Origin of the sequence: Streptomyces davaonensis JCM 4913 (assembly GCF_000349325.1) — a bacterium.
GTDB lineage: Bacteria > Actinomycetota > Actinomycetes > Streptomycetales > Streptomycetaceae > Streptomyces > Streptomyces davaonensis.
Map to the genome: position 1 here is coordinate 5,175,307 of NC_020504.1, position 26,174 is coordinate 5,201,480.

Sequence of the window (26,174 nt, forward strand, 5' to 3'; positions counted from 1 at the left end):
CATCTTGCCAACCGGCCCGCGACGTGTCACGCGAGGGAGTCTACGGGCTGGGGTTGTGACGGCGGCGCCGGATGAGAGGGAGGTCGCACGACGAAGTGACCCAGAACGTATGACCGCGTCCTCCCACTGTCCCTTCGCTTCGCCATACCTTCGCGGGACTCTTACGGACCCGTTGAGTCAGGCACGGCCCTCGGGCCGCAGATCGGGCAGTACGGGCACGAGCCGGTCCCACCGGGCGATCTCGCACCCGTCACCCCGGTCGAACCGCGCGTCCACGGGCCGCCCGGCCCAGGTCCCGGTGACATACGCGGTGGCGGGACCGCCGTACTGCATGGTGCAGACACTGCCGTCCGGTACGGGCGCGAAGGCGTCCTTGCCCCAGCGGGCCCCGCGGTCCAGGGCGGCGCAGGCCCCGGCGACATCGGGGTGGGCGCCGGCGCCGGGGTGGCAGTACAGCTCGTACCGCCCGTCCGTCCCGCCCCCGGCACCGCGGACGGTGACGGTGAGGTGGTCACCACCGCGGGCGGCACTGGGAAGGGCGGCGGCGACTGATCCGGCCGTGACGCCGACGACGAGGAGGAAGCGGCCCAAGGGGCGAGTGCGGGAGCCCCGCGGCATGACCTTCGACATGACCTGACTAACGCCCCGCGTACAGGGACGTTGCGCGCCCGCCCCACCAGCGACAAGGGCTTTGCCCCGCACCCCGGCTGCCTAGTACCGTAGGGGGCGATTGGTGACACCGCGCTCGACTGTGTCATCATCGGCACGCACCACTCGCGCTCGCGCGAGCGGCTGTGCTGGAGGCGTCGCCTAGTCCGGTCTATGGCGCCGCACTGCTAATGCGGTTTGGGCCTTAAAGCCCATCGAGGGTTCAAATCCCTCCGCCTCCGCCATCCGATCAGGGAGTTCAGCTGACATCAGCTGAACTCCCTGAGTCGTTTTCGGAGGTTTTCGGAGCACCTGAGCACGCGTACTCAGTGCTTCTGAGCAGACACGCGCTTATCCGGCCGAAGCAGCGACGCGAAGGTGTACGGCAGGTTCCTTTCGACGTTCGACGGGAGTGTCGTATGACTGCGAAGTCCTGGCTGCGCGTATTGCTCGCCGGTGCCGCCGTTCTCACGCTGGCCGGGTGCAGCAAGGCGGACCGCGCGGTGATGTTCGCACCGGGATGCCCCGAGGGACCCGCCGCACGCCCGACGCAGCGGGAGCTGCCGCCGGGCACCGCGTGGGCGTGGCAGGCGCCCTACAACGCCCCGGCCGGCAGCTTCACGGCCGGCCCGGTGCCGGGCCTGACCGACGTCGTCTCGATCGCGGACAGCGGCCACACCACCGTGGCCGTACGCGCCGACGGCACCGTGTGGTCCTACGGCACCAATGTCAGCGGCTCGCTGGGACGGGGCTCCCAGGAGCGGGTGTACGAGGCCGAGCCGAGCCAGGTCACGGGGATCGGCGGCCCGGCACACGCGGTGTACAGCAGCGGACCGACGTTCTACGTCGTCCTGCGGGACGGCACCGTGACGGCGTGGGGTTCGGACCGGTTCCTGGTCAAGGGAGGCAAGCGGGAGGGATACGACGGGGTGACCGTCCCCGAGCGGGTGTCCCGCGCCGAGAACGTGGTCGCGATGGGCCCGGGCCTCCTCAACGCCTTCGCACTGCGCTCGGACGGCCGGATCCTCGGCTGGGGGATCAACCTCACCGACGTCTTGGGCGACCGCGACGGCACCCGCATCGGAACGATCCCCGACGTCGAGGGCGTCGTCGACGTGTCCTCGGCGGGCGGGGCCGTGGTGGCGCTGAAGGCGGACGGAAAGGTGTGCGCGTGGGGCAGCAACGTGCACGGCCTCCTGGGCGTCGCCCCGACCGGCGGCCAGTCCGCCCGCCCGCTTCAGGTGGAGGGCCTGAAGAACATCGAGCAGGTGGTCGGCGGCTCGGACGTGGCGTACGCCCTGGACCGCGACGGCACGGTCCGGGCATGGGGCCGTGGCGCGGGCGGCGCGCTGGGCGACGGCGACACCACGGACCACGTCTCCGCGAACCCGACCCGCGTGACCGGCCTCCCCAAGATCCGCCGCATTTCCGCAACCGGCCTCACGGGGTACGCCATCGACACCGAGGGCGGGTTGTGGGCCTGGGGGTCAGGCATACCGCTGAGCCAGGGCACCGCCCGGCCGGTACGAATCCCACTCCCCGCCCCGGCCCTGGACGTCTCGGGCCACCACGCGATCCTGCTCCCGAAGTAGCGCATCTCGCCCGTTTCCGCAGCTCACAAGGGGTGCGCCTAACGGATTTCACATGGCGGCGGCAGTCATGTAATGTTCTTCCTGTCGCCGCGAGCGGGCCGAAAGGACCGGGACCGGCAGGAAAACAAAACAAGCACTCGTAGCTTAACGGATAGAGCATCTGACTACGGATCAGAAGGTTGCAGGTTCGAATCCTGCCGAGTGCACAGTGAGCAAAGCCCCTCCGGAAGCAATCCGGAGGGGCTTTGTCGTGTGGGTGCCGTGTCCACGATCGGGGGGAAGACCCATGAAGGGTCGCAAAGCTGTTGGGTTCGCCATGGCCGCCGTAGCAGGGGCCGTCGTTGTCGCTGGGTGCGGTGGTGGGGCGGGGGACGACTCCTCATCCGGTGAGGGCACCGGTAAGGGATCCCGTACGGCATCGCCCAGCGCGTCCCCTACGGCGGAGAAGTCCCCTGCCGCCGCCGTGCCGCTCGCCTCCGGTGATCTTCAGAGCCGTTGGTGGAGCTGGGCTGCCACCGAGCCCGAGGGGACCAATCCCGTTGCCGATCCGGACGGGGGTGCGTGTGATGTCAACCAGGCGGACGACGTCTGGTTCCTGGCGGGCACCTTCGGGACGAAGGTCGAGCGGTCGTGTCCGGTTCCGGCAGGGGTGCCGGTCGCCTTTCCGCTGGTGAACCTGGTCGCCACGGAGGCGGACTGCGCGGACTTCATGAGTGAGGCCGAGGGGTCCGCCCTGCTCGACGGCAAGGCGGTCGAGGCGGATCGCTACGCAGGGGAGCCGGTCACGGTCACCGGTGGGGAGGGCAACCCCGTGACGGGGGAGGCCGGGACCTTCTCGGCGACGGGGTGCGGGCTGTGGGTGCAGTTGCCCGCGCTGGCGCCGGGCTTTCACACACTCGAAATCCGGGGTCGGTCGGGGGACTTCACGACCGAGGTGGACTACTCGTTGGCCGTCGCCGAGGGGTAGGAGCGGCGCATCCTCGACCGGCTGCTCCGCCCTGAACACGAACAGCCTCAGCACCAGGAAGCGGCCCACTCCGGCGAGGCCGGAGGCGGAGAGGTAGACCGTCTGTTCCCACAGGAGCGTGGGGGACGGGTGCAGCAGGTGCAGGATCAGGATCGCGGCTGACGTCATGCCGTAGGCCACCGCCGCCGAACCCGCCGACTGGAGGTGGCGGCGCAGTCCGGGGCGGTTGCCGGTGCCGAAGGTGAACAGTGCGTGCAGCTCGGTGCAGAGGAGGGTGGAGGCCACGGTGATCAGCGCGTTGGCCAGCGCCCAGGGCATCGAGTACGCCAGGAGGGGCACTGTTGCGCCGGAGACCAGTCCTACGCCGCCCCCGCACACCACGAACCGGGCGAAGGACGCGAGCGGCGACATCATGGAACTTCCTTCCGGGCGGGGGACGTTGGGGAGGCGGGACCGACCTTCTCGATCAGCCGCGTACTACGATCCCGTCCCCCGCCCTTCCGGACGAGGAGGCCTGCTCCCGAATCGGGGGTGGGGCCAGCACCACCAAGAGGGTGCGGGCTACGGCTACTTGAACCACTGCGCGTGCCGTGCCGCCCAGTCCGCGAAGTCGTACGGGCGGCGGCCGAGGAGGCGTTCGGCGTCGGGGCTCACCCGCTGGAGCACCTCGGGTGGACTGCCCAGCATGTCGAGCGTGGCGTCGGCGACCGGCTCGGGCATGAACCCCACCATGTGCGCCCGCGCCTCGGCCCGGGTCAGCTCCACGAACCGCACCGGTTCACCCAACGCCCCCTGGAGGGCCATCGTCTGCTCGCGCGGAGAGATGGGGGCGGGCCCGGTGAGGTCGTAGGTCTTGCCGCCGTGGCCCGCCTGGCGCAGGGTCACCGCGGCGGCGCCCGCGATGTCGACCGGGTCGATGGCCGGCAGCGCCACGCCCCCGAACGGCGCCGCGACCTCGCGGCGGGTGCGGACGGACTCGGCCCACTGGAGGGCGTTGGAGTGGAAGCCGCCGGGGCGCAGGATCGTCCATTCCACGCCCGATTCCCGTACGGCGTCTTCGAGTGCCGAGGGATGGTGCCCGGTGCCCACGCCCTGCGAGGACAGCAGAACCACGCGGCCCACGCCCGCGGCCTTCGCCACCTCCATCACCGCGCCGAGGTCACCGCCCGAGCCGATGAACTCCCCCGAGGTCAGGAGGAAGAGGGCGGAGGCTCCGTCGAGGGCGGGTTTCAGGGCTGGGAGGTCGGCGAGGTCGGCCGTGTGATGGCGGACCCCTGCCGGTATCTCCTCGGCGGCCGGGGCGCGTCGCGAGACCGCCGTCACTCGCTCCCCCGCCTCGACCAGCGCCCGCACCAGCGGCCGTCCGACATTGCCCGTCGCTCCGGTCACCACGATCATCGTCGTACTCCGTTCCGAGTCGTCAACTCCCTGCTCAAGAACGGTACTTTTGCGGGGTAAGCAGGTACCTAGAGGAAAGTATTGGGAGGGAGAGTGGATGTGACCGAGACCACAATGGGTAAGGCTGCTGATGTCGCCCCCGAGAACGCCTGCCCCATCGCGCCCGTGGTCGACATCGTCTTCAGCCGCTGGACGACCCCGATCCTGTGGGCCCTTCACGAACACGGCAGGCAGCGCTTCGTCGAACTGGAGCGCCGGATCGCCACGATCACGCCCAAGGTGCTCACGCAGCGGCTGCGGCAGTTGGAGCGGGACGGCCTGGTCATCCGCACCTACTACCCCGAGGTTCCCCCGCGCGTGGAGTACGAGATCAGCGAACTGGGCCGCAGCCTGGCCCCGCTCTTCGCCTCCCTGTCCGAGTGGTCGGTGAATCTGGGCCACGTGGAGCGGGCTCGGTCGGCCTACGACGCGCGCGAGGAGGAGCGGGATCGTGCCCGGCGGCGCTGAACTGCTGGTGCGCCGCCGGTGCCGGTGATGTCGCCGAGGTGGAGCGGCTGTTGGCGGCGGGGGTGCCGGTGGATGGGCATGGGTGCGGGGTGGCCGTCGAGCCCCGTACCGCGCTGGAACAGGCGGTGCGGAAGGACCGCGCGGGTGTGGTGCGTGTTCTGGCGGCGGCCGGGGCGGACCTGGGGCAGCGGGTGGGTGACCACGGCGAGACGTCGCCCCTGTGTCTGGCGGCGATGCTCGGCCGTACGACGGTGGCCGAGGCCCTTCTCGACAGCGGCGCGGATCCCGACGGCCGGGACCGAATACGCCAACTCCCGCTGATCCTCGCGGCCACGTCCACCTGGCAGGGCTACCCACGCACGGTCGGCCTGCTCCTCCGCCACGGCGCCGACATCGAGGGAACCATGCGGAGCCTCACGGCGCTGGAATGGGCGGCGGGATTCGGGCAGGCGCCCATGGTGCGCCTGTTGCTCGACCGCGGTGCGAGCGCGGTGGACGGGGCGTTGGCGCGGGCGCGGGCGAGTGGTCTTGGGCGGCGGTTTCCGGAGCGGCGAGGGGTGTACGGCAGGGTGGCGTCCGTACTGGAAGAGGCGGCCGACGGCCGGATCACCTCTCAGCCGTCCCCATCCCGCCCCCGAAGCTCATCGATGTACTCCTGCGCCATCCCGCCCGCCCGGGTGAACCAGTCGGTCAGTACGGCGATCTCGTCGGGGGAGTAGTCGGCGAAGAGCTTCGTCAGGCGGCCGTAGTAGGGCCCGTACAGCTCCACCACGCGCGTGATCGCGTCCGGGACCGCGGCGACGCGGACGCGGCGGCGGTCGGCCGGGTCGGGGACGCGGGTGATGTAGCCGCCGCGCTCAAGTCGGTTGAGGATGCCGGTCATTGCGCCGGAGGTGACATGGGCGTGCTCGGCGAGATCGCCCGCGGTGAGCAGGTTCTCGCCCGCCTTCAGTACACAGCCGAAACAGAGCAGGTCGGTGATGTTCAGGCCCAGCCGCTGGGCCATTTCCTGCTGGCCGAGCAGGTGGGCCGCGATGAGGGAGTCCATCGCCTCCAGCGCCTGGGCGGGGGTGGCGTTGGGGCGCGGCTTGGCTTGCATCTTCCTGATTACCTTAGCTCGTGAGAGATTTCTGCGCTAAATTTCTTAGGAGGTAAGAGATTCTCGTCCGGACGGGGAGGCATGCTCGTGAGCGCACACCAGTATGACGAGGGGCACACGGTCGCGGGGTGGACCGGTTTCGGCATAGCGACGGTCGGGGCGACCGTGCTGGGACTGGGGGTGTGCCTGGTGTCCGTGCCGGCCATCGCGGGCGGCCTCGCGATCTGTGCGGTGGCCCTGCTGACCACCTGGGCCCTGCACCTCCAGGGCTGGGGCAAGCCTCCGGGCCGCCGTCCCCGGGAGGAGTGGCCCATGCGGGCCCGCGACCCACAGGCCCGCGCGGGGCACCTGGACTGCCTTGGATGCCGGCTGGCCGGACGGGGGCGGCGGGCGGTGATCCTCGAGGTCCCGGTCGAGGTTGAGGCCGAGGTCGAGGCCGTGTCCGGCGGTGATTCGGTACGGCTGTCACCCGTCGAGTGAGCCCGAACTGGGCCGCCATCCTGGGGCGTTGTCAGTGCCTCCCCCTACCCTCGACGTGATGGCACAGGCATGGATGTGTTCGGGGCTGCGTTGGGCGGCGAGTGGGCCCGTGTTGGGGTGGGGCGGGGGGCGGCGTACTGAGCTGACCTGGGGTAAGCGGGTGGCCTTCAGGGTTGTGGATGGGGGTGTGCGGACCTGCGTGGGGGCCCGGGGGCATGTCTGTCCGGTGCGGGCCGTTGTGGCGGGGCGCAGTCGCGGGGCGCGGTGTGAGGAGTGTGGTCGGCTGGATCGGGCGCACTCCGTTGCAGCGGACACTCTCGCCGACGATCCGCGGCCGTACCGCGTCTATCTGGCCTGGTTCGGGCCCGGCATGCTCAAGGTCGGGATCACCGCCGAGGAGCGGGGGGCCGCGCGGCTTCTGGAGCAGGGCGCCGTCTGTTTCAGCTGGCTCGGTACCGGGCCCCTCATGGCGGCCCGGCGCACCGAGGAACTGCTCCGTGCCGCGCTCCGGGTGCCGGACCGGATTCCGTACGCCGACAAGCGAGCCGTGCGTTCGGCGCTTCCCGGGACCGAGGCCGAGCGAGCCGAAGAGGTCGAGCGACTGCATGCCCAGGCGCGGGCGCTCACCGGCTGGCCCGAGTCGCTGACCCCCGCCCCCTGCCACCCCGTCGATCACGTCCACGCCTTCGGGCTCGCCGATCTCCCGGACCCCGTCGGTGAGGTGACCGAGCTGGTCGCGGGCGGCGCCATTGCGGGAAGCCTCGTCGCCGCGGCCGGACCGGATCTGCATCTGTCGACCGCCACCGGAGTCGTCGTCCTCGACACGAGGCTGATGAGAGGGTGGGAATTGCTGGCTGCGGCTGACACAGCCGAACCGACCCTGCCGATACGGCCGTTCAAGTCCGCGGCGGCCAACCAGGACGGACTGTTCTGAGCGCAGGCACCCCCGGACCCAGGTATTCCCTGAGAGCCTCCTGTGCGTTTCTCAGAGAAATCACAGGTTGCAGAAAGCGTGTTCTCAGAGGACGCCGACAGGGTGTTCAACATGACCACGACCTCGCCCCAGGGGCGCACCGAACTGCTGAGGCCGGACGGGAGCCCCGTCCGAGTGCTTGTGGTGGACGACGAGCTGTCGATCACCGAGCTGCTGTCCATGGCTCTGCGATACGAAGGCTGGCAGATCCGGAGCGCCGGAGACGGCACGGGTGCCGTTCAGACCGCGCGTGAGTTCCGGCCCGACGCCGTCGTGCTGGACATGATGCTGCCCGACATGGACGGGCTGACCGTCCTCGGGCGACTGCGGCGCGAACTGCCGGATGTTCCCGTGCTGTTCCTCACCGCCAAGGACGCCGTCGAGGACCGTATCGCCGGGCTCACCGCCGGTGGTGACGACTACGTCACCAAGCCGTTCAGCCTCGAAGAGGTCGTCGCCCGGCTGCGCGGGCTCATCCGCCGTTCCGGTGCCGCCGACCGCCGCTCCGACTCGGTGCTCGTCGTCGGCGACCTCACCCTCGACGAGGACAGTCACGAGGTCAGCCGGGCCGGTGACAACATCCACCTCACCGCCACCGAGTTCGAGCTGCTGCGCTTCCTCATGCGCAACCCGCGGCGCGTGCTCAGCAAGGCGCAGATCCTCGACCGGGTCTGGTCCTACGACTTCGGCGGTCAGGCCAATGTCGTGGAGCTCTACATCTCCTACCTGCGGCGGAAGATCGACGCCGGACGGGAGCCGATGATCCACACCCGGCGCGGCGCCGGGTATCTCATCAAGCCCGCGGCCTCGTGACCGGGCGACGACGGACGCGTCCGCAGAAGAGGCGAGCGGGCCAGCCGCGCACCCTGCGGACGCGGCTCGTCGTCGCCTCCGTGGTGCTGATCGCGGTGGTCTGCGCGGTGATCGGCACGGCGACCACGCTGGCGCTGCGCTCCCACCTCTACGACCAGCTCGACGAACGGCTCACCGAGGTCGTCGGACGAGCCGCCGGCTTCGGCGGGCCTCCCGGCAGCGACCCCGCCAAGGGGAATGCGGTCGACAAGGCCAGCGGCTTCAGCATCGACCGGCTGGTCACCAGCGGCCCCCAGCCGGAGGGCACGGTCGTCGCCGAGGTGCACAACGGCTCCATCACGGCCGCCAAGGTCGGTGAGAAGGACGAGAGCAGCACCGACATCAGCGGGATGAAGGCCAAGGACCTCACCGAGGACCAGATCCGGGCGCTCAACTCCGTGGCCCAGGACGACGAGAAGCACACCGTGGACCTCGGCGGCGGCCTCGGCGAGTACCGGGTCGAGTACAAGACCGGCGTCAACGGCAGCTTCTACGTCGCCATCCCCACCGAGGAAGTCAGCAGCACCCTCAGCACCCTGATCCTCATCGAGATCAGTGTCACCGCCGCAGGGCTCATCGCCGCCTCCCTCGCCGGGACGGTCATTGTCGGCGTAGCCACCCGCCCCCTGCGCAAGGTCGCCGCGACCGCCACCCGTGTCTCCGAACTCCCGCTCCACACCGGCGAGGTCAACCTCAACGAGCGCGTCCCCGAGTCCGAGTGCGATCCGCACACCGAGGTCGGCCGGGTCGGCGCCGCCCTCAACCGGATGCTGGACCACGTCCACAGCGCCCTGCACTCCCGCCAGCAGAGCGAGACGCGGGTACGGCAGTTCGTGGCCGACGCCAGCCATGAGCTGAGAACCCCGCTGGCGTCGATCAGCGGCTACGCCGAACTGACCCGGCGCGGCCGGGAGGACGTCGGCCCCGACACCCGGCACGCCCTCGGCCGGATCGAGTCCGAGGCGGGCCGGATGACCCTCCTCGTGGAGGATCTGCTGCTGTTGGCGAGGCTGGACGCGGGTCGCCCGCTCCAGTTCGAGCAGACCGACCTCGTCCCGCTCGTCGTGGACACCATCAGCGACGCCCGCGCGGCCGGCCGGGACCACAACTGGCGCCTCGACCTGCCCGACGAACCGGCGCCGATCAGCGCTGACGCGGCCCGGCTACAGCAGGTCCTGGTCAATCTGCTGGCCAACGCCCGCACCCACACACCGCCCGGTACGACGGTCACCGCGCGCGTACTGCGGCGCGGTCCGTGGCTGTGCGTGGACGTCGAGGACGACGGCCAGGGCATCCCGGCCGATCTGCTGCCGCATGTCTTCGAGCGGTTCGCGCGCGGCGACTCCTCACGTTCCCGCGCCTCCGGCTCGACCGGCCTCGGCCTCGCCATCGTGCAGGCCGTCGCGACCGCGCACGGTGGCGCCGTGACCGTGGACAGCGTGCCCGGACGGACCGTCTTCACGGTCCATCTGCCCGCGCTCGCCCCCGCCCCCGTGCCCGCGCCGGAAACGAATTGGCAATCGCACTCACAGGCACAGCACAGCGCCACCACACGGGTGCAACAGGGCACTTGAGAAGAGTCGGTTCCATGCGAACCGACTCTTCTCCCGGCACTCTGCCGGCGCGGGAGCACGTCCCGGCCACAGACGCCGGTACGCCTGTCCTGGACGTAGTGATCCCCGTCTACAACGAGGAGAAGGACCTCCAGCCGTGTGTGCTGAGACTGCACGAGCACCTCAAACGCACCTTCCCGTACGCGTTCCGCATCACGATCGCGGACAACGCCTCCACGGACACCACCCCGCGGGTGGCGGCACGGCTGGCGGCACAGCTCGCCGAGGTCCGTAGCTTCCGGCTGGAGCAGAAGGGCCGCGGGCGTGCCCTGCGCACCGTGTGGTCCGCCTCGGACGCCCCGGTCCTCGCCTACATGGACGTCGACCTGTCCACCGACCTCAACGCCCTGCTGCCACTGGTCGCGCCGCTGATCTCGGGCCACTCCGACCTGGCGATCGGCTCCCGGCTCGCCCGCTCCTCCCGCGTCGTCCGCGGCCCCAAGCGGGAGTTCATCAGCCGCTCGTACAACCTCATCCTGCGCGGCTCGCTCCAGGCCCGCTTCACCGACGCACAGTGCGGCTTCAAGGCGATCCGCCGGGACGTGGCCCAGGTGCTGCTGCCGCTGGTGGAGGACACCGGATGGTTCTTCGACACCGAGATGCTGGTGGTTGCCGAGCGCGCGGGGCTGCGCATCCACGAGGTGCCGGTCGACTGGGTCGACGACCCGGACTCCACCGTGCACATCGTGAAGACGGCGACCGACGACCTCAGGGGCGTGTGGCGGGTCGGCAAGGCCCTGGCCACCGGTTCGCTGCCGCTGGACCGCCTCGCCCGGCCCTTCGGCGACGATCCGCGCGACCGCGAGATCAAGGACGTACCGACCGGGCTTGCCCGCCAGCTCGTCGGCTTCTGTGTGGTCGGCGCCCTGTCGACCCTGTTCTATCTGCTGCTCTACAGCGGCTTCCGCCAGTTCACCGGCTCGCAGGTGGCCAACGCGCTCGCCCTGCTGGTCTCGGCGGTCGCCAACACCGCCGCCAACCGGCGCCTCACCTTCGGCGTGCGGGGCCGCGGCGGGGCGGTCCGACACCAGGCGCAGGGCCTGGTCGTGTTCGGCATCGGCCTCGCCCTGACCAGCGGCTCGCTGGCTGCCCTGGGCGCGGCCACCGCCGAGCCCGCGCACTCCACCGAACTGGCGGTCCTGATCGCCGCCAACCTCGCCGCGACCGTGCTGCGCTTCCTGCTCTTCCGGGTGTGGGTCTTCCCGGACCGACGCGAGGACCGCGTGGAGACGGCCGCCCCGGCACCCATTCCTACGTACACCGACCACTCCTGGAGGGACGCCACCATGCGGCTTCAGCCGGTGCGCACCTCCGACACCGATCGGGGGGACCACCGATGACCATCACCAGTACGGCCGTACAGAAGCCGATCACGGCCGCTCCTGACGCCGGTGAGCCGAAGCAACCGGTCCTGCGCAGACTGTGGCGCGGCCGCCCCGAGGACCCGCGCTGGGCGCGCCCGGCCCTCCTCGGCCTGCTGCTCGCCACCGCCGTCCTCTACCTCTACAACCTCAGCGCCTCGGGTTACGCCAACTCCTTCTACTCCGCGGCCGTGCAGGCGGGCAGCGAGTCCTGGAAGGCCTTCTTCTTCGGCTCGCTGGACGCGGCGAACGCCATCACCGTCGACAAGCCCCCGGCCTCGCTGTGGCCGATGGCCCTGTCCGTGAAGATCTTCGGCCTGAGCTCCTGGGCGATCCTCGTCCCCGAGGTCCTCATGGGCGTCGGCACGGTCGCCGTCGTGTACGCGGCGGTCCGCCGCCGGTTCAGCCCGGCCGCCGGTCTGATCTCGGGCGCGGTACTCGCGCTCACCCCGGTCGCGGCGCTGATGTTCCGGTTCAACAACCCGGACGCGATGCTGGCCCTGCTGATGGCGGTGGCCTGCTACTTCGTCATCCGCGCCCTGGAGGACGGCCGCACGAAGTGGCTGCTGTGGGCCGGCGCCGCCATCGGCTTCGCCTTCCTCGCCAAGACCCTCCAGGCCTTCCTCATCCTCCCGCCGCTCGCCCTCGTCCACGGCGTCTGCGCCCCGGTCACGGTGAAGAAGCGGATCGGACAACTGGCCGCGGGCCTCGCGGCGATCGTCGCCTCCGGCGGTTGGTGGGTCGCGATCGTCGAGCTGTGGCCGGCGTCGTCCCGCCCGTACATCGGCGGTTCGCAGAACAATTCCTTCCTTGAGCTGACCTTCGGCTACAACGGCCTCGGCCGGCTCAACGGCGAGGAGACCGGCAGCGTCGGCGGCGGTGGCGGCGGGGGCGGCACCGGACAGTGGGGCGAGACCGGCTGGGACCGGCTGTTCTCGTCCAACATCGGCGGCCAGATCTCCTGGCTGATCCCGGCCGCGCTGATCCTGCTGATCGCGGGCCTGGTGGCGACGCGCAAGGCCGAGCGCACGTCCGTGACCCGCGGTTCGTTCCTGGTCTGGGGCGGCGCACTGCTGATCACCATGCTGGTCTTCAGCTACATGCAGGGCATCTTCCACGAGTACTACACGGTCGCCCTCGCCCCCTACATCGCCCCGCTGATCGGCATGGGCGCGGTGATGCTGTGGGAGCAGCGGGAGAAGGCGTGGGCGTCGCTGACCCTCGCGGGCGCGATGACGGCCACCGCGGGCTGGGGGTACGTCCTGCTCAACCGGTCCTCCGACTACCTGCCCTGGCTGAAGTGGCTGGTGCTGGTGGGCGGTCTGGTCGCGGCCCTTGGACTGATCTTCGCCAGCAGGCTCGGGCGTCAACTGGCCTTGGGTGTCGTCGGTTTGGGGCTCGTGGCAGCGCTGGCCGGGCCTACGGCGTACACGCTGACGACGGTGAGCGAAGGGCACAGCGGGTCGATCGTGACGGCCGGGCCGTCGGTGCAGGGCGGTCGGGGCGGCCGTCCTGGTGGTGGCGGCTTCCCCGGTGGGGGCGACGGGATGCCTGGCCAGCAGGGCGGTCAGCAGAATGGCCGGCAGGGCGGCGGCATGGGCCAGCCCCCGACCGGCGGGAACGGCGGTACCGGCGGCTTCGGCGGAGGCATGCCGGGCCAGCAGAACCAGGGGCAGGGCCAGGGCCAGAACCAGTTCCCGGGTCAGCAGAACGGTGAAGGCGGCATGCCCGGTGGCGGCGGTGGTGGCATGGGCGGTCTGCTCAGCGGCGCCTCGGTCTCCGACGAGGCCAAGTCCCTCCTGACGGAGAACGCCGGGGACTACACCTGGTCGGCCGCGGCCATCGGCGCCCAGAACGCCGCGAGCTACCAGCTCTCCACCGGCGAACCCGTGATGGCGATCGGCGGCTTCAACGGCACCGACCCGTCCCCGACTCTGGCCCAGTTCAAGGAGTACGTGGCGGACGGCAAGATCCACTACTTCATCTCCAGCGGCTCCGGCGGCGGCATGGGCGGCGGCGACAGCGGTACGTCCTCCCGGATCACGGAGTGGGTCGAGGCCAACTTCAAGGAGGTGACGGTCGGTTCGGCCACGTTCTACGACCTGACGCAGGAGGCGAGCAGCTAGGCGCCCGCGAGCAACCTGAAACTGGCTATACACCGTATAGGGTCTCCCTATACGGTGTATAGCATGTCCACCCCCCAAGACCTCAAGGGCCCCCAAGCCCCCCGAAGTCCCCAGAGTTCCCAAGGCCATCCCCAGCGCTGGCTGATCCTCGGTGTCCTCTGCCTCGCGGTGCTCACCGTGGTGCTCGACAACACCGTCCTCAACGTGGCCATCCCCTCCCTCACCCGCGAACTGGGCGCGAGCACCTCCGACATCCAGTGGATGATCAACGCCTACTCGCTCGTGCAGTCGGGCCTGCTGCTCACGGCGGGCAGCGCGGCCGATCGCTACGGCCGCAAGAAGCTGCTGGCCGTCGGCCTGGCACTGTTCGGTGTGGGCTCGCTCGTGGCGGGACTCGCCGACTCCACGGGCCAGTTGATCGCGGCCCGGGCCGGGATGGGCGTCGGCGGCGCGCTGCTGATGACCACCGTCCTGGCGGTGGCGATCCAGATCTTCACTCCGGAGGAGCAGCCGAAGGCCATCGGCATCTGGGCCGCGGTGAACTCCCTGGGCTTCGCGGCCGGACCGCTCCTGGGCGGCTTCATGCTGGACCACTTCTGGTGGGGCGCGATCTTCCTGATCAACATCCCGGTCGCGGCGCTCGCCTTCGTGGCCGTAGTGGTGCTCGTCCCGGAGTCCAAGAACCCCCGGGGCGACCGTCCCGATCTGCTGGGCGCCGTGCTCTCCACGATCGGCATGGCCTCTCTGGTGTACGCGATCATCTCCGGACCCGAACACGGCTGGACGTCGGGCCGGGTCATGGTCACGGCGGCCGTGGCGATCGCCGTGCTGGCCGCCTTCGCGTACTGGGAGAGCCGGATCCCGTACCCCATGATCGATATGCACTTCTTCCGGAACCGCCAGTTCACGGGCGCGGTCTCGGGCGGCGTCCTGATCACGTTCGGCATGGGCGGCTCGCTCTTCCTGCTCACCCAGCACATGCAGTTCGTGCTCGGCTACGAGCCCCTGGAGGCCGGTCTGCGGACGGCTCCGCTCGCCCTGATGATCGTGGCGCTGAACTTCACCGGTGTGGCGGCGAAATGCGCGGCCCGGCTGGGGACCCCGCTCGCCATCGGGCTCGGCATGGCGGTGATGGCGGCCGGTCTGGCATCCATCGCGGTGGTGGCGTCCGGCGGATACACCGGCACGCTGCTGGGTCTTGTGCTCATCGGTACCGGTGCGGCGGTGGCGAGTCCGGCGATGTCGCACGCCATCATGAGCGCGATACCGCCGGAGAAGGCGGGAGTCGGCGGCGGGATCAACGGGACGGTGGCGGAGTTCGGCACGGGGTTGGGGGTCGCCGTGCTCGGGGCGCTGCTCAACGCGCGTTTCGCGGCGGAGTCCCTGCCGGGGGCGTTGGCCGAGGCGGGGTCGGATGCGGAGCGGGAGCGGGTGACGGAGGTGTTTTCCTCCGGCCTTGAGATCAGTTTGTTGGTGGGGGCGCTGGCTGTCCTGCTCGGGGGGTTGGTTGCCGGGGCGTTGCTGCGCAGGGCGGAGAGGGCAGACTCGGAGGTGGTGAGCGCCCAGTAGTTCGGGTGCTTGGGGTTTGTGCGCGGCTGCCGGTGCGTCGTGGCTTGTCGCGCAGTTCCCCGCGCCCCTGACGGGGCGCTCATGCTTAGCCGAGTTTGTTCATCGAGGAAGGTGCGCCATGGCGAAAGCGGCCGAGCGGCCGGCCAGCGTTTGGCTGGAGGACAAGTCGCGCCGGAGCGGGAAGGGCGGCGGTGGCCAGCCCACCGGGCTCGACCGGGGGCGGATCACCGAGGTGACCGTGCGACTGCTGGACGCGGAGGGGCTCGCCAAGTTCTCCATGCGGCGCCTGGCGGCCGAGCTGAAGGTGACGGCGATGTCCGTCTACTGGTACGTCGACACCAAGGACGACCTGCTCGAACTGGCCCTGGACGCCGTCTACGGCGAGGTCCGCCTCCCTGACCCGGACACGGACGAGGACTGGCGCGACCAACTGCGCACGCTGGCAGGCGAGTACCGCGCCCTACTGGTCCGCCACCCCTGGCTGTCCCCGCTGGCCGGCACCTACCTCAACATCGGCCCCAACTCCCTGGCCTTCTCCCGAGTCGTCCAACGAGTAATCCGCAAAACGGGCCTACCTGCCGAGGGCGTGACAGGCGCGATTTCGGCCGTTTTCCAGTTCGTGTACGGCTACGGCACGATCGAGGGCCTCTTCTTCACCCGCGTCCACAGCGCGGGCATGACCCCCGACGCCTACTTCGAACACGCCATGACGACGGTCCAGGAGGTCCCGGCCACCGCCGGAATCATCGAGGAGGCAAAGGACATCATGGAGGCCCGAGGCGGCGACACGGTCGAGGAAATGCTGGAACGGGACTTCGTCTTCGCCCTGGACCTACTGGTAGCAGGCATCGAGGCCATGGTGGAACGTACCTAGGGGCGCGGGGAACTGCGCGACCAGCCACAACGCACCGGCAGCCGCACACAATCCCCAAGCCCCCACCCATTAGGCGCCCGGCGAAGCCAACCGCGCCGGAAATCCCCCCGTAGCCACCGGACCCCACCGCTCCGGCGTAACCCGAATGATCGACTTCCCCTGCTTCACCATCGCCGCCCGATACTCGTCCCAGTCCGGATGCTCCCCGGCGATATTCCGGTAGTACTCCACCAAGGGCTCTACGGACTCAGGCGAGTCCACAACCTCCGCAACCCCATCCACCTGCACCCACGGCCCGTTCCAGTCATCGCTCAGCACGATGAGACTCACCCGAGGATCCCGCTTCGCGTTCCGCGTCTTCGCCCGCTCGGGATACGTGGAGACGACGATCCGCCCCGAGTCGTCCACTCCGCACGTCAACGGCGACCCCTGAGGGCTCCCGTCACCCCGCCGCGTCAGCAGGATCGCGCGATGACGCGGCCGTACGAAGTCCAGCAACTCGTCCAGCGAAACGGCGGTGTTCGTAGCGATGTTCGGTGCCATGGCCTCAGCCTAGGGGCAGCGACTCCCCCTGCACGGCCTGGACATCCAGCTCCACCTTCAACGTCGTACCAATGGCCGCGATCCCCGCCTGGACGACCTGGTTGTAGTTCATGGCGAAGTCCTCGCGCCGCAATTCCGCCGTAGCCCGGAACGCGGCCCGAGTCCCACCCCAAGGATCCGAACCGGTCCCCAGATACGCGAGATCCAGATCAACCGGCCGTACGACACCGCGCAACGCCAGCTCACCGTGCACGATCCACCGATCCGCCCTCACAGTCAGCCCGGTCGAGCGATACGTGATCTCCGGATACCGCTCCGCATCCAAGAAATCCGCCGACCGCAGATGCTCGTCCCGCACGGCATTCCCCGTATCGATCGACCCGGCCCGGATCACCGCCGACACCCGCGACTTCGCGACGTCGTCCGGCGCGACCTCGACCACCGCCGTGAAGTCGGTGAACCGCCCGCGCACGCTGGAGATCCCCAGATGCTGGGCCACCGCCCCCACCGTGGAGTGCGCCGGGTCGACCGTCCACGGCCCCGGCGGCGGCAGCTCCGTCCCGCCCTGCCGCGCCAGCGTCACCGTGCCGACCTCGGCCCGCCCGCTCGCCGTGACGATCGCGCCGGCCGCGGCGGGCGCATAGCCGACGGCGGTGACGATGACGGTGTACGAACCGGGCGCGAGGGGAGCGGTGTCCCGTACCGAACCCTCCGCGTCCGCGGCGGCGCGCAGCACCTGCGTGCCGGTCCTGTCCGTCACCGTGACGACCGCGTGCGACACGGCCCATCCGTCCCGGGTGCGGATCCTCGCGGTCAGTCCCATCTCAGGCAACTCCTCGAACGTAGAACCGTGGACATGAACCGGCCCGTGGGGCGCACCTCCGCTCAGAGCGCGCTCCACGGGCCGGGGTCCGGAACTACTCGCCGGGGTGGGCGAGTTCGATGTCGTGGCCGTCGGCGCCGGGGCCGGTCAGGGCCAGCGCGGACGCCACCGGCGGGTAGCCCGTCGCGATGACGGTGTAGTCGCCGCCGTCCAGGTCGGTGAAGGCGTACGCCCCGTCCGAGCCGGTGGTCGCCGTGCCGACGACGTTGCCCGCCGCGTCCACGAGCGTCACCCGCGCATCGGCCAGCGGACCGTGCGGCGCCCGTACGACGCCCTGGAGCTGGGCGCCGGAGTCGAGGTCGACCTCGACCCGGGTGACCCCGGTGCCGCCGATCTCGACGGGCACGGCGCGCGGCCGGAACCCGTCGGCGTTGACCGCGACGGTCACCGTGCCCGGCACCAGGTCGGCGAGGGCGAACTCGCCCTGCTCCCCGGTGGCGGCGGTGGCCAGCAGGTCCCCGCGCACGTCGGTGACGATCACCATCGCATCCTTCACCGGCAGCGCGCCCTCGGCCGCCCGCACCACGCCGCTCAGCCCGCTGGTGCCGCTGAGCAGGAGGTCGTAGGCGAGCGGCTCGGCGCCGACGACGACGGTGGACGCCTGGGGCTGGTAGCCGTCGGCGGAGGCGATCAGCACGTAGGAGCCGGTGCCGGGCGCGTCGACGCCGTAGGAGCCGTCCGCCTGGGCCACCGAGCGGCCGAGCTGCCGTCCGGTGAGCGAGATCAGGGTGACCGCGGCCCGGGGGACCGGCGCGCTCTCGGCGCCGCGGACGAATCCGCGGACGGGGATGCCGCTGGGCACGGACTCGGACACCACGGGTGCCTCCTCTTCGACAACAGAGACCTCGGGAGTCACGGAGGCCGGAGTCGCCGGCTCGCTCGCCTCCGCCGCCTGGGCCAGCGCGCCGGACGTCCGCAGCGGGACCTCCTTGATGAACAGGGTCACCAGGAAGGCGAGGAAGGCGATCGGGGCGACGTACAGGAAGATGTCGGCGATGCCGTGTCCGTAGGCGCTCTCCAGCCAGGTGCGGATGTGTGTGGGCAGCGCGTCCATGTCGGGGATTTCACCGCTGCCCACGGCCTTGGCGGCGGCCGCCTGCTCCTGCGGGCTGAGCGAGCCGATGGTGTCGGTGGCGTAGTGGCTGATCCGGGTCGTCATCACGGAGCCGAGCGCCGAGACGCCCATCGCGCCGCCGAGGGACCGGAAGAAGGTGACCACCGAGCTGGCGGCGCCGAGTTCGTGCGGGGCGACCTGGTTCTGGGTGGAGAGCACCAGGTTCTGCATCATCATGCCGATGCCGAGTCCCATGACCGCCATGAAGACGGCGATGTGCCAGTACTCGGTGTCATAGCGCATGGTGCCCAGCAGACCGAGGCCCGCCGTCACCAGCACACCGCCCGTGACCAGCCACGCCTTCCACTTGCCGGTCTTGGTGATGACCGCGCCGGAGACGGTGGAGGAGACGAACAGACCGGCGATCATCGGGATGGTCATGACGCCCGACATGGTCGGGGACATGTCCCGCGCGAGCTGGAAGTACTGGCTGAAGAAGACGGTGCCCGCGAACATCGCGACACCGACGAGCAGGGAGGCCAGCGAGGCCAGCGTGATGGTGCGGTTGCGGAACAGGCGCAGCGGGATGATCGGCTCGGCGGCCTTGGTCTCGATGAGGAGGAAGAGCAGTGTCAGCGCGAGCGCGCCGCCGACCATCGAGTAGGTCTGCCAGGACAGCCAGTTGTACTTGTCGTCCGCGAAGGTGACCCAGATCAGCAGCAGGCTGACGGCGGCGGTGATGACGAAGGCGCCGGCCCAGTCGACCTTGACCTTGCGCTTGCTCTCCGGCAGGTGCAGCGTCTTCTGGAGCACGAACAGGGCGATCAGCGCGAAGGGGATCCCCACGTACAGGCACCAGCGCCAGCCCAGCCACTCGGTGTCGGTGATGACTCCGCCGACGAGCGGACCGCCGACGGTCGCGACGGCGAAGGTCGCGCCGAGGTAGCCGGAGTAACGGCCGCGCTCCCGGGGGGAGATCATCGCGGCCATGATGATCTGGGCGAGCGCGGTCAGACCACCGGCGCCGAGCCCCTGGATCACCCGGGCGCCGATCAGCATCCCGGAGTTCTGGGCCAGCCCGGCGATGACCGAGCCGACGATGTAGATGACCAGGGCTATCTGGACCAGGGCCTTCTTGCTGACCAGGTCGGCCAGCTTGCCCCACAGCGGGGTCGACGCCGTCATCGCCAGCAGCGCGGCGGTCACGACCCAGGTGTACGCGCTCTGTCCGCCGCCGAGGTCCTGGATGATCTCGGGCAGCGCGTTGGAGACGATGGTGGAGGACAGGATCGCGGCGAACATGCCGAGCAGCAGCCCGGAGAGCGCCTCCATGATCTGCCGATGCGTCATGGGAGCCTCGCCGGAGCCTCCTCCATGCTTGGCATGAGCCCGCACACCGGCTGGTGTGGTCGTTGCCATGGGCTTCCTTCTCTTATGCGGTGGTCTGCGCGGTGAACGCGGGTGTACGGGGGGACTGTTCGTCGAAGCAACGCCTCAGCCGGGCCATGAGCCGGGTGAGCCGGGCGACGTCCTCGTCGCTCCAGTCGCTCAGGCGCTCGGCGAGCAGCCGGGTGGTGCACCTGGTGAGCTCGTCCAGCCGGGCTCGCCCCGCGGGCGTGAGCCGCAGGATGCGGCTGCGCTTGTCCGCGGGGTCGGGAGAGCGGTCGATCCAGCCGCGCTCGGCGACGTGGGCGACATGGCGACTGGTGACCGACATGTCCACGGCGAGCAGTTCGGCGAGCTTGCTCATGCGCATGTCGCCGTGGCGGTCCAGCAGCGTCAGTACGGCGGCGGATCCGCTCGGGCAGTCGGCCGGCATGACCCGCCCCAGCTCCCGCTTCACGGCGCCGAAGGCGCTGAACTGCCGGACGAGCTCCTCGTAGAGCGCCTGCTCGGCCATCGCACCTCCCGATTTTGTTGCTTAGGGCAACCATAGAGAGGTTGGTTGCTACAGGCAAACAAATTGGGTCGGGCGGGCCTCAAAACTTGGCAAAGGCAAGTATTGCGACCGTAAATGTGCAGGTCGGGAGGGATGTGTGAGGGGCGGTGCAGGTGACCGGCCCCCACTTGGGCGCCACCTCGGGATTCGCTAGTGTTTCGGCCCATGGCTAACACCCAGGGCCCCCAGGGCAACCACGACCCCGCCGGCAGCACCCAGATGTTCCGCGCGTTCGTCGACGAGGCCCCGCAGGGGCGTCAGCAGGCGGCCGCCTCCTCCGGTCCCCGTATCGGCCTGATCCTCGGTGTCGTCGCCGTCATCGCGGTCGTCGCGGCGGTGGCCTGGCTCGCGCTGAAGTAGCCCGCGCCGCTCACTCCCACCGGACCGTCACGTCCCGCGTCTCGACGTGCATGCCCAGTGGTACGCGCCAGGCGTCGACGCACACCGTCCAGGTCCGCTCCTTGCGCACGCCGCCCGCGATCGGCGCCGGAAGCTCCGCCACCGACTCCACGGTCCCCCAGTCGACCCCGAGCGCCCCGATGATGTGCGTCCCGAAGGTCACGCTGCCCGAACGCACCGGGCTGCCCCCGGAGTTGCGGAAGCCGAGCGTCACCTTCTCGCACCACCGCTCCTCCGCCGCATCCCGCTCCGGCTCGGACCAGGTGAGGGCGGCGGGGGTGAGGGCGCTGGGCGTGGGAGTGGGTGAACTTGTGGGCGTACGGCTGGGTTTGGCGCCCTCCGCCGAAGGGGTGGGCCGTGGGGCGGTCGTCGGGCCGACCGAAGTCTCGGTCCCGGCAGGCGAGTTGCCCGGCTCCTGAGGTTCCCGTGACGCCTTTGGCGGCGGCCCCTGGGTCTCCAGCGGCACCAGGGTCACCTCTCCACTCGGCGACGCCGTCGCCGTACCGGAATCCCCAGGCACCCCTACGGCGACGTACCCGTCACCGTCCCCGCCGCCCGCGCATGCCGCCAGGAGGCCGCCCAGGCACACGACGGCCGCAGAGGCGCCGATGAGGGCGCGTCTGCGGCCAGGTGTCCATGTCGTCGCGCGGAGCATCGCGCCATGGTGGCTGACGCTCCGTCAGAAGGGAAGCCCTCAGTCGGAGATGAGGCCCTCGCGGAGCTGGGCCAGGGTCCGGGTGAGCAGCCGGGAGACGTGCATCTGGGAGATGCCGACCTCCTCGCCGATCTGGGACTGGGTCATGTTGGCGAAGAAGCGCAGCATGATGATCCGCCGCTCACGGGGCGGGAGCTTGGCCAGCAGCGGCTTGAGGGACTCGCGGTACTCGACGCCCTCCAGCGCGCTGTCCTCGTAGCCGAGCCGGTCCGCCAGCGAGCCTTCGCCGCCGTCGTCCTCGGGGGCCGGGGAGTCCAGCGAGGAGGCCGTGTAGGCGTTGCCGACCGCCAGGCCGTCGACCACGTCCTCCTCGGACACGCCCAGTACGGCGGCGAGTTCGGTGACCGTGGGCGAGCGGTCCAGCTTCTGGGAGAGCTCGTCGCTGGCCTTCGTCAGTGCCAGGCGCAGCTCCTGGAGGCGGCGCGGGACCCGCACCGACCACGAGGTGTCGCGGAAGAACCGCTTGATCTCGCCGACCACCGTCGGCATCGCGAACGTCGGGAACTCCACGCCCCGTTCGCAGTCGAAGCGGTCGATCGCCTTGATCAGCCCGATGGTGCCGACCTGGACGATGTCCTCCATCGGCTCGTTGCGGGAGCGGAAGCGGGCCGCGGCGTACCGGACGAGCGGGAGGTTCAGCTCGATCAGGGTGTCGCGGACGTAGGCGCGCTCGGGGCTGTTCTCGTCCAGCGCGGCGAGCCGCAGGAACAGGGAGCGGGACAGGGTGCGGGTGTCGATCGCCCCGGAGGCCGGGAGGGCCGGGGCGGGCGCGGCTTCGGCAAGGGCCGTTACGTCGTCGTCGAGCGCGGGCGCAGCCTCGCTCTTCGTGAGCGTGAGCACCTTGGAGCTGCCCTGTTCTGCGGACATGCCACCCCCTCTGGGTCGCGGGACGGTCGCGGCGAACGCTCCCATTGAGGAACGCAGCCTTCACCTGAATACCGGAGCCGAAGCCGCGGCAAACGCGCTTCCGGCAGAATGTCACATGTCGGCAACACGCTGTAGTGACATGTCGACATGTAAGACGCCAATCAGCCCTGGAAACAAGGGGTCTGACGGCTTTTCGGCGTGAAACTGTCGGCAACGGCCCAGGTGAGCGATTCGCTCTCCTCGGGGACCCGTTCGTTCAGCTGTTCGTTCGGCTATTCGACCGACTCTCCATCAGGCGTCGATCCGATTCGCCGACCGCAGCCGCTGGAAGCTACGCGCGAGTAGCCGCGACACATGCATCTGGGAGACGCCGAGTTCGGCACTGATCTGCGACTGGGTGAGATTGCTGTAGTACCGCAGCAGCAGAATCCGCTGTTCCCGCTCGGGGAGTTGGACCAGCAGATGCCGGACGAGATCGCGGTGCTCCACACCGTCCAGCGCGGGGTCCTCGTAGCCGAGCCGGTCCAGCAGTCCGGGCAGCCCGTCGCCCTCCTGCGCGGCCTCCAGCGAGGTGGCGTGGTACGACCGTCCCGCCTCGATGCAGGACAGCACCTCCTCCTCGCTGATGCGCAGCCGCTCGGCGATCTCGGCGGTGGAGGGGGTGCGTCCGAACGCCGTGGTGAGGTCCTCGGTCGCGCTGTTGACCTGCACCCACAGCTCGTGCAGCCGGCGCGGTACGTGGACCGTGCGGACGTTGTCCCGGAAGTACCGCTTGATCTCGCCCACGACCGTGGGCATCGCGAAGGTCGGGAACTGCACGCCCCGGTCCGGGTCGAAGCGGTCGATGGCGTTGATCAGACCGATGGTGCCGACCTGGATCACGTCCTCCATCGGCTCGTTGCGGGAGCGGAAGCGGGCGGCCGCGTAGCGCACGAGCGGGAGGTTGGCCTCGATCAGCGCCCCGCGCACCCGGTTGTGCTCCGGCGTGCCCGGCCGGAGCTCCTTGAGCTGGCCGAAGAGGACCTGGGTGAGTGCGCGGGTGTCGGCACCGCGGCTGCGCGGGGCGGCCGGGGCTGTCTCCGGCGCCGCTTCCGGGGCCGCTTCTTGGGGAGGCGCAGTACTGGCCGTCACGGTCAACTCCACCTCGTAATCCATCAACTCATCCGTCAAAAGCGGTCATAGCATCACAAGACATGCCCACTGTGTGCAAGCACCGCATAACAACGTGTTGAGGACAAAGCAGAACAAAAGATGCAGAAAAGCCCCCTACCGTTCGGGCAGAGGGCTGAGCTGAGGGCTTGCGGCCGAGCCGGCCTAGTACTCGTAGTCCGCGATCACCCAGGTCGCGAACTCCTTCCAGAGGGTCACGCCCGCCTGGTGCTCGGGGTGCTCCACGTACCGGCGCAGCGCGTCGACGTCGTCGAAGCCGGAGTTGATCGCGTAGTCGTAGGCGATGGGACGGTCGCTGAGGTTCCAGCCGAGCTCCCAGAAGCGGATCTCGGAGATCGTGCCCGGCAGTGACTGGAAGGCCTTCTCGCCCTCCAGGACGCGCGGGTCGTCCCGCTCGACACCCTCGTTGAGCTTGAAGAGGACCAGGTGGCGGATCATGAGTCTCCTCCGTTGGCGATCCACGTCATGAATTCGCCGATGGCCTTGGCGGCGTCCGATATGCCCTCGAACCCTATCTGCACATAGTCGGCGGCCTTGGCCGGGTCCGTGATGATCACATAGAGCACGAAGACCGCGAGCACATAGACGGCGACCTTCTTCGAATTCACCGCCACTGCGGCCTCCCTGCCCTTGTCGCCCCAGAAGGGCCCCCTGTTGACGGCGGTGAGTGTAACCTTCACGTCCTTTTTAGGGACCAACGGCCCGTGCGCGGAGGCCCTTTGTCAGGTCCCCACCGGCGGGGCGGGCGGGCAGGATGGAGGGGCGCCCCGGGGGATCTGGCAGGAATCCTCAGGGCCCGGACGGAACCCCACTGCGGGGCACTTGCCGACGGTCTCCCCCGTACGCCGGCGAGTGCTGCGGGTTCCGTCCGAACGCACGAAGGGCCCCGTCTTTCGACGGGGCCCTTCTCAGAGCGGTAGCGGAGGGATTTGAACCCTCGGTGACTTGCGCCACACTCGCTTTCGAGGCGAGCTCCTTCGGCCGCTCGGACACGCTACCGAGGGAGACCTTACAGCACGGTGGGCCCTGGTCAGAAATCGGTATTCACCGGTTCCGGAAGAACTCCGTGAGGAGCCCGGCGCACTCCTGCGCGAGCACGCCCTCGATCACCTCGGGGCGGTGGTTGAGCCGCCGGTCGCGTACGACGTCCCAGAGGGAGCCGGCCGCACCGGCCTTCTCGTCCCGGGCGCCGTAGACGACCCGGTCCACCCGGGACTGGACGAGCGCGCCCGCGCACATGGTGCACGGCTCCAGCGTGACGACGAGCGTGCAGCCGGTCAGCCGCCACTCGCCCGCCCGTCTCCCACCACCACCCTTGCCGGAGGCGCTTCGCGCCGCCCCTCCCAATGCCCTGGCCGCACGCCGGATCGCCAGCACCTCCGCGTGCGCGGTCGGATCGCCGGTCGCCTCGCGTTCGTTGTGGCCGGCGCCGAGCACCGTCGTACCGTCCGCGGACAGCACGACGGCGCCGACGGGGACGTCCCCGCCGCGGACGGCGAGTTCGGCCTGGTCCAGGGCGAGCCGCATCGCGGCCCGCCAGCGGTCGCGTACCGGGTCCGGGGGACCCGTGGGGTCGGTCGGGGTCAGCGGACGGTCTCCAGGACCTCCGCGGCACCCAGGGCCTCGGCGATGGCGCCCAGCGCGTCGTCGGCGTCCAGGGACTTCAGCTCCTTCTCGCTGACACCCAGGTCGTCGAGGATCTCGCTGTCGCCGACCGGGCTGTGCGGCACCGCGTCGCCGGCGCCGTCCTCGTCGTCGTCGGAGTCGCCGTCCGGCTCCTCCGTGCCGTCGAGGTCGAGGGAGTCCAGATCGGCGTCGTCGTCACCGGGCTCCCTCCCGAGCAGCTCGTCGGTGAGCAGGATCTCGCCGTAACTGCTGCGGGCAGCGGCGGCGGCGTCCGAGACGTAGATACGCGGGTCGTCCTCGCCGTCGATCCGGACGACGCCGAACCAGGCGTCCTCCTGCTCGATGAGCACCAGCACCGTGTCGTCCTCGGGAGAGGCTTCACGGGCCAGGTCGGCCAGATCCGACAGGGTCTCCACATCGTCGAGCTCTTTGTCGCTCGCTTCCCACCCGTCTTCGGTGCGCGCGAGCAGTGCGGCGAAGTACACCGTGACTCTCCCACTGGTCATAGGCGTGCCGGTTGGGGGTCCCCCCGGCGGAGGTTGCGGGCGGAGAGCGGTGCTCCGAGCCCCACCCACTCGGAATCGTGGCAGAAACGGAGCGATCAGGGGACGTCTTCGGCTCCCTGTGTCCGCCCGTTTTGATCGTCCACCAGCGGGATCGTACGCGGCGCCCGGCGTGGCGCACGCACCAGGCGGGCCGATAACGGGCCGAGCGCTACCAGCGGAAGGTGCGCATGCGCATGGCGTGGCGCAGCCGGGCGGCCTTGGCGCGCCGGGGCTGCACCCGGTCGCGCAGCTCCCGGGCCTCGGCCAGTTCCCGCAGGAACCTGGCCCGGCGGCGACGCCGCTCCGCGTCGGTCTCCGGCCGCTCCGCGCCCTCCAGGGACTCACCGTCAGGCATCTGCACACCCCCAGTACGT

The 26,174-nt window shown here is 70.1% G+C and carries 28 protein-coding genes and 3 tRNA genes; 15 read left to right on the forward strand and 16 right to left on the reverse strand.

The features are described 5' to 3' along the window. Positions 1-177 precede the first annotated feature (177 nt). Positions 178-630, reverse strand: a complete 453-nt coding sequence (locus tag BN159_RS22825; protein ID WP_231905642.1) for an SSI family serine proteinase inhibitor — start codon at positions 628-630, stop codon at positions 178-180. A gap of 169 nt (positions 631-799) precedes the next feature. On the opposite strand from BN159_RS22825, the gene BN159_RS22830 reads away from it, so the two are divergent. From BN159_RS22830 to BN159_RS22845, 4 genes are all read left to right on the forward strand, one after another. Continuing rightward, positions 800-893, forward strand: a tRNA-Ser gene (locus BN159_RS22830). Positions 894-1,067: 174 nt separating this feature from the next. After that, the gene (locus BN159_RS22835) at positions 1,068-2,240 is read left to right on the forward strand and encodes an RCC1 domain-containing protein (protein WP_015659367.1); all 1,173 of its coding nucleotides are present in this window, start codon (positions 1,068-1,070) and stop codon (positions 2,238-2,240) included. 133 nt (positions 2,241-2,373) lie between these two features. Further along, a tRNA-Arg gene (locus BN159_RS22840) sits at positions 2,374-2,446 on the forward strand. An 80-nt stretch (positions 2,447-2,526) separates the two neighbouring features. Then, positions 2,527-3,207: a hypothetical protein gene (locus BN159_RS22845; protein ID WP_015659368.1), complete on the forward strand. Its 681-nt coding sequence runs from the start codon at positions 2,527-2,529 to the stop codon at positions 3,205-3,207. A gap of 567 nt (positions 3,208-3,774) precedes the next feature. Here BN159_RS22845 and BN159_RS22850 read toward each other — a convergent pair. Beyond that, positions 3,775-4,605: an NAD(P)H-binding protein gene (locus tag BN159_RS22850; RefSeq protein ID WP_015659369.1), complete on the reverse strand. Its 831-nt coding sequence runs from the start codon at positions 4,603-4,605 to the stop codon at positions 3,775-3,777. A 114-nt stretch (positions 4,606-4,719) separates the two neighbouring features. Here BN159_RS22850 and BN159_RS22855 point away from each other — a divergent pair, with 114 nt between their 5' ends. Together BN159_RS22855 and BN159_RS22860 are read left to right on the forward strand one after the other, a co-directional pair. Then, on the forward strand, positions 4,720-5,112 hold the full coding sequence (locus BN159_RS22855) for a winged helix-turn-helix transcriptional regulator (RefSeq protein WP_041821740.1): 393 nt from the start codon (positions 4,720-4,722) through the stop codon (positions 5,110-5,112). Positions 5,113-5,201: 89 nt separating this feature from the next. Beyond that, positions 5,202-5,831, forward strand: a complete 630-nt coding sequence (locus BN159_RS22860; RefSeq protein ID WP_157901116.1) for an ankyrin repeat domain-containing protein — start codon at positions 5,202-5,204, stop codon at positions 5,829-5,831. Here the strand turns inward: BN159_RS22860 and BN159_RS22865 are convergent. Then, entirely contained in the window at positions 5,726-6,211 is a 486-nt protein-coding gene (locus BN159_RS22865) for a MarR family winged helix-turn-helix transcriptional regulator (RefSeq protein ID WP_015659372.1), read from the reverse strand. The two genes, BN159_RS22860 and BN159_RS22865, sit on opposite strands and share 106 nt — an antisense overlap. Positions 6,212-6,298: 87 nt before the next feature. On the opposite strand from BN159_RS22865, the gene BN159_RS22870 reads away from it, so the two are divergent. The 8 genes from BN159_RS22870 (at position 6,299) to BN159_RS22905 (ending at position 16,059) form a co-directional block, all read left to right on the forward strand. Beyond that, positions 6,299-6,691, forward strand: coding sequence for an HGxxPAAW family protein (locus tag BN159_RS22870; RefSeq protein WP_015659373.1), 393 nt, complete (start codon positions 6,299-6,301; stop codon positions 6,689-6,691). 58 nt (positions 6,692-6,749) lie between these two features. Beyond that, positions 6,750-7,625 (forward strand): DUF2797 domain-containing protein, encoded by an 876-nt coding sequence (locus tag BN159_RS22875; protein WP_078599025.1) that lies wholly within the window; start codon positions 6,750-6,752, stop codon positions 7,623-7,625. 111 nt (positions 7,626-7,736) lie between these two features. Further along, positions 7,737-8,477 carry a response regulator transcription factor gene (locus BN159_RS22880; RefSeq protein ID WP_041821748.1) on the forward strand — a complete coding sequence of 247 codons (741 nt, stop codon included), beginning with the start codon at positions 7,737-7,739 and terminating at the stop codon, positions 8,475-8,477. Beyond that, positions 8,474-10,090 (forward strand): sensor histidine kinase, encoded by a 1,617-nt coding sequence (locus tag BN159_RS22885; protein WP_015659376.1) that lies wholly within the window; start codon positions 8,474-8,476, stop codon positions 10,088-10,090. Before BN159_RS22880 ends, BN159_RS22885 begins: the two co-directional genes overlap by 4 nt. A 14-nt stretch (positions 10,091-10,104) precedes the next feature. After that, positions 10,105-11,469 (forward strand): bifunctional glycosyltransferase family 2/GtrA family protein, encoded by a 1,365-nt coding sequence (locus tag BN159_RS22890; protein WP_015659377.1) that lies wholly within the window; start codon positions 10,105-10,107, stop codon positions 11,467-11,469. After that, on the forward strand, positions 11,466-13,616 hold the full coding sequence (locus tag BN159_RS22895) for a glycosyltransferase family 39 protein (RefSeq protein ID WP_015659378.1): 2,151 nt from the start codon (positions 11,466-11,468) through the stop codon (positions 13,614-13,616). The genes BN159_RS22890 and BN159_RS22895 overlap by 4 nt, the downstream gene beginning before the upstream one ends. Before the next feature lie 63 nt (positions 13,617-13,679). Then, a complete protein-coding gene (locus tag BN159_RS22900; RefSeq protein WP_015659379.1) occupies positions 13,680-15,185 on the forward strand; it encodes an MFS transporter in 1,506 nt (501 codons plus the stop codon). A 118-nt stretch (positions 15,186-15,303) separates the two neighbouring features. After that, on the forward strand, positions 15,304-16,059 hold the full coding sequence (locus tag BN159_RS22905) for a TetR/AcrR family transcriptional regulator (protein ID WP_015659380.1): 756 nt from the start codon (positions 15,304-15,306) through the stop codon (positions 16,057-16,059). A gap of 69 nt (positions 16,060-16,128) precedes the next feature. On the opposite strand, the gene BN159_RS22910 is transcribed toward BN159_RS22905, so the two are convergent. The 4 genes from BN159_RS22910 to BN159_RS22925 form a co-directional block, all read right to left on the reverse strand. Further along, positions 16,129-16,602: a PPOX class F420-dependent oxidoreductase gene (locus BN159_RS22910; protein WP_015659381.1), complete on the reverse strand. Its 474-nt coding sequence runs from the start codon at positions 16,600-16,602 to the stop codon at positions 16,129-16,131. 4 nt (positions 16,603-16,606) lie between these two features. Further along, entirely contained in the window at positions 16,607-17,425 is an 819-nt protein-coding gene (locus tag BN159_RS22915) for a YceI family protein (protein ID WP_015659382.1), read from the reverse strand. Positions 17,426-17,519: 94 nt separating this feature from the next. Then, positions 17,520-19,958 (reverse strand): MFS transporter, encoded by a 2,439-nt coding sequence (locus BN159_RS22920; RefSeq protein WP_078598862.1) that lies wholly within the window; start codon positions 19,956-19,958, stop codon positions 17,520-17,522. A 13-nt stretch (positions 19,959-19,971) separates the two neighbouring features. Next, the gene (locus BN159_RS22925) at positions 19,972-20,439 is read right to left on the reverse strand and encodes a MarR family winged helix-turn-helix transcriptional regulator (protein WP_015659384.1); all 468 of its coding nucleotides are present in this window, start codon (positions 20,437-20,439) and stop codon (positions 19,972-19,974) included. Between the two features lie 204 nt (positions 20,440-20,643). Here BN159_RS22925 and BN159_RS22930 point away from each other — a divergent pair, with 204 nt between their 5' ends. Then, entirely contained in the window at positions 20,644-20,838 is a 195-nt protein-coding gene (locus BN159_RS22930) for a hypothetical protein (protein WP_041819676.1), read from the forward strand. A 10-nt stretch (positions 20,839-20,848) separates the two neighbouring features. Here BN159_RS22930 and BN159_RS44165 read toward each other — a convergent pair whose 3' ends face one another. From BN159_RS44165 to BN159_RS22975, 9 genes are all read right to left on the reverse strand, one after another. Continuing rightward, on the reverse strand, positions 20,849-21,532 hold the full coding sequence (locus BN159_RS44165) for a hypothetical protein (RefSeq protein ID WP_015659386.1): 684 nt from the start codon (positions 21,530-21,532) through the stop codon (positions 20,849-20,851). 39 nt (positions 21,533-21,571) lie between these two features. Continuing rightward, positions 21,572-22,459, reverse strand: coding sequence for an RNA polymerase sigma factor SigF (locus BN159_RS22940; RefSeq protein ID WP_015659387.1), 888 nt, complete (start codon positions 22,457-22,459; stop codon positions 21,572-21,574). Between the two features lie 291 nt (positions 22,460-22,750). Next, positions 22,751-23,614: an RNA polymerase sigma factor SigF gene (locus BN159_RS22945; RefSeq protein ID WP_015659388.1), complete on the reverse strand. Its 864-nt coding sequence runs from the start codon at positions 23,612-23,614 to the stop codon at positions 22,751-22,753. 159 nt (positions 23,615-23,773) lie between these two features. Continuing rightward, positions 23,774-24,067 carry a Dabb family protein gene (locus BN159_RS22950; protein ID WP_015659389.1) on the reverse strand — a complete coding sequence of 98 codons (294 nt, stop codon included), beginning with the start codon at positions 24,065-24,067 and terminating at the stop codon, positions 23,774-23,776. After that, positions 24,064-24,243, reverse strand: a complete 180-nt coding sequence (locus BN159_RS22955) for a hypothetical protein (RefSeq protein WP_041821753.1) — start codon at positions 24,241-24,243, stop codon at positions 24,064-24,066. Before BN159_RS22955 ends, BN159_RS22950 begins: the two co-directional genes overlap by 4 nt. Positions 24,244-24,543: 300 nt before the next feature. Then, positions 24,544-24,628, reverse strand: a tRNA-Ser gene (locus BN159_RS22960). 45 nt (positions 24,629-24,673) lie between these two features. Continuing rightward, positions 24,674-25,156, reverse strand: a complete 483-nt coding sequence (locus BN159_RS22965; protein WP_015659391.1) for a nucleoside deaminase — start codon at positions 25,154-25,156, stop codon at positions 24,674-24,676. Positions 25,157-25,212: 56 nt separating this feature from the next. Further along, on the reverse strand, positions 25,213-25,740 hold the full coding sequence (locus tag BN159_RS22970) for a tRNA adenosine deaminase-associated protein (protein ID WP_015659392.1): 528 nt from the start codon (positions 25,738-25,740) through the stop codon (positions 25,213-25,215). A 229-nt stretch (positions 25,741-25,969) separates the two neighbouring features. After that, the gene (locus BN159_RS22975; protein ID WP_015659393.1) at positions 25,970-26,155 is read right to left on the reverse strand and encodes a hypothetical protein; all 186 of its coding nucleotides are present in this window, start codon (positions 26,153-26,155) and stop codon (positions 25,970-25,972) included. Positions 26,156-26,174: the final 19 nt, after the last annotated feature.

Coding starts and splice junctions, on each gene's coding strand:
- BN159_RS22825 (WP_231905642.1), bottom strand. CDS start 630: ATGTCGAAGGTCATGCCGCGGGGCTCCCGCACTCGCCCCTTGGGCCGC.
- BN159_RS22835 (WP_015659367.1), top strand. CDS start 1,068: ATGACTGCGAAGTCCTGGCTGCGCGTATTGCTCGCCGGTGCCGCCGTT.
- BN159_RS22845 (WP_015659368.1), top strand. CDS start 2,527: ATGAAGGGTCGCAAAGCTGTTGGGTTCGCCATGGCCGCCGTAGCAGGG.
- BN159_RS22850 (WP_015659369.1), bottom strand. CDS start 4,605: ATGATCGTGGTGACCGGAGCGACGGGCAATGTCGGACGGCCGCTGGTG.
- BN159_RS22855 (WP_041821740.1), top strand. CDS start 4,720: ATGGGTAAGGCTGCTGATGTCGCCCCCGAGAACGCCTGCCCCATCGCG.
- BN159_RS22865 (WP_015659372.1), bottom strand. CDS start 6,211: ATGCAAGCCAAGCCGCGCCCCAACGCCACCCCCGCCCAGGCGCTGGAG.
- BN159_RS22875 (WP_078599025.1), top strand. CDS start 6,750: ATGGCACAGGCATGGATGTGTTCGGGGCTGCGTTGGGCGGCGAGTGGG.
- BN159_RS22880 (WP_041821748.1), top strand. CDS start 7,737: ATGACCACGACCTCGCCCCAGGGGCGCACCGAACTGCTGAGGCCGGAC.
- BN159_RS22890 (WP_015659377.1), top strand. CDS start 10,105: ATGCGAACCGACTCTTCTCCCGGCACTCTGCCGGCGCGGGAGCACGTC.
- BN159_RS22895 (WP_015659378.1), top strand. CDS start 11,466: ATGACCATCACCAGTACGGCCGTACAGAAGCCGATCACGGCCGCTCCT.
- BN159_RS22900 (WP_015659379.1), top strand. CDS start 13,680: ATGTCCACCCCCCAAGACCTCAAGGGCCCCCAAGCCCCCCGAAGTCCC.
- BN159_RS22905 (WP_015659380.1), top strand. CDS start 15,304: ATGGCGAAAGCGGCCGAGCGGCCGGCCAGCGTTTGGCTGGAGGACAAG.
- BN159_RS22910 (WP_015659381.1), bottom strand. CDS start 16,602: ATGGCACCGAACATCGCTACGAACACCGCCGTTTCGCTGGACGAGTTG.
- BN159_RS22915 (WP_015659382.1), bottom strand. CDS start 17,425: ATGGGACTGACCGCGAGGATCCGCACCCGGGACGGATGGGCCGTGTCG.
- BN159_RS22920 (WP_078598862.1), bottom strand. CDS start 19,958: ATGGCAACGACCACACCAGCCGGTGTGCGGGCTCATGCCAAGCATGGA.
- BN159_RS22925 (WP_015659384.1), bottom strand. CDS start 20,439: ATGGCCGAGCAGGCGCTCTACGAGGAGCTCGTCCGGCAGTTCAGCGCC.
- BN159_RS22930 (WP_041819676.1), top strand. CDS start 20,644: ATGGCTAACACCCAGGGCCCCCAGGGCAACCACGACCCCGCCGGCAGC.
- BN159_RS44165 (WP_015659386.1), bottom strand. CDS start 21,532: ATGCTCCGCGCGACGACATGGACACCTGGCCGCAGACGCGCCCTCATC.
- BN159_RS22940 (WP_015659387.1), bottom strand. CDS start 22,459: ATGTCCGCAGAACAGGGCAGCTCCAAGGTGCTCACGCTCACGAAGAGC.
- BN159_RS22945 (WP_015659388.1), bottom strand. CDS start 23,614: ATGGATTACGAGGTGGAGTTGACCGTGACGGCCAGTACTGCGCCTCCC.
- BN159_RS22950 (WP_015659389.1), bottom strand. CDS start 24,067: ATGATCCGCCACCTGGTCCTCTTCAAGCTCAACGAGGGTGTCGAGCGG.
- BN159_RS22965 (WP_015659391.1), bottom strand. CDS start 25,156: ATGCGGCTCGCCCTGGACCAGGCCGAACTCGCCGTCCGCGGCGGGGAC.
- BN159_RS22975 (WP_015659393.1), bottom strand. CDS start 26,155: ATGCCTGACGGTGAGTCCCTGGAGGGCGCGGAGCGGCCGGAGACCGAC.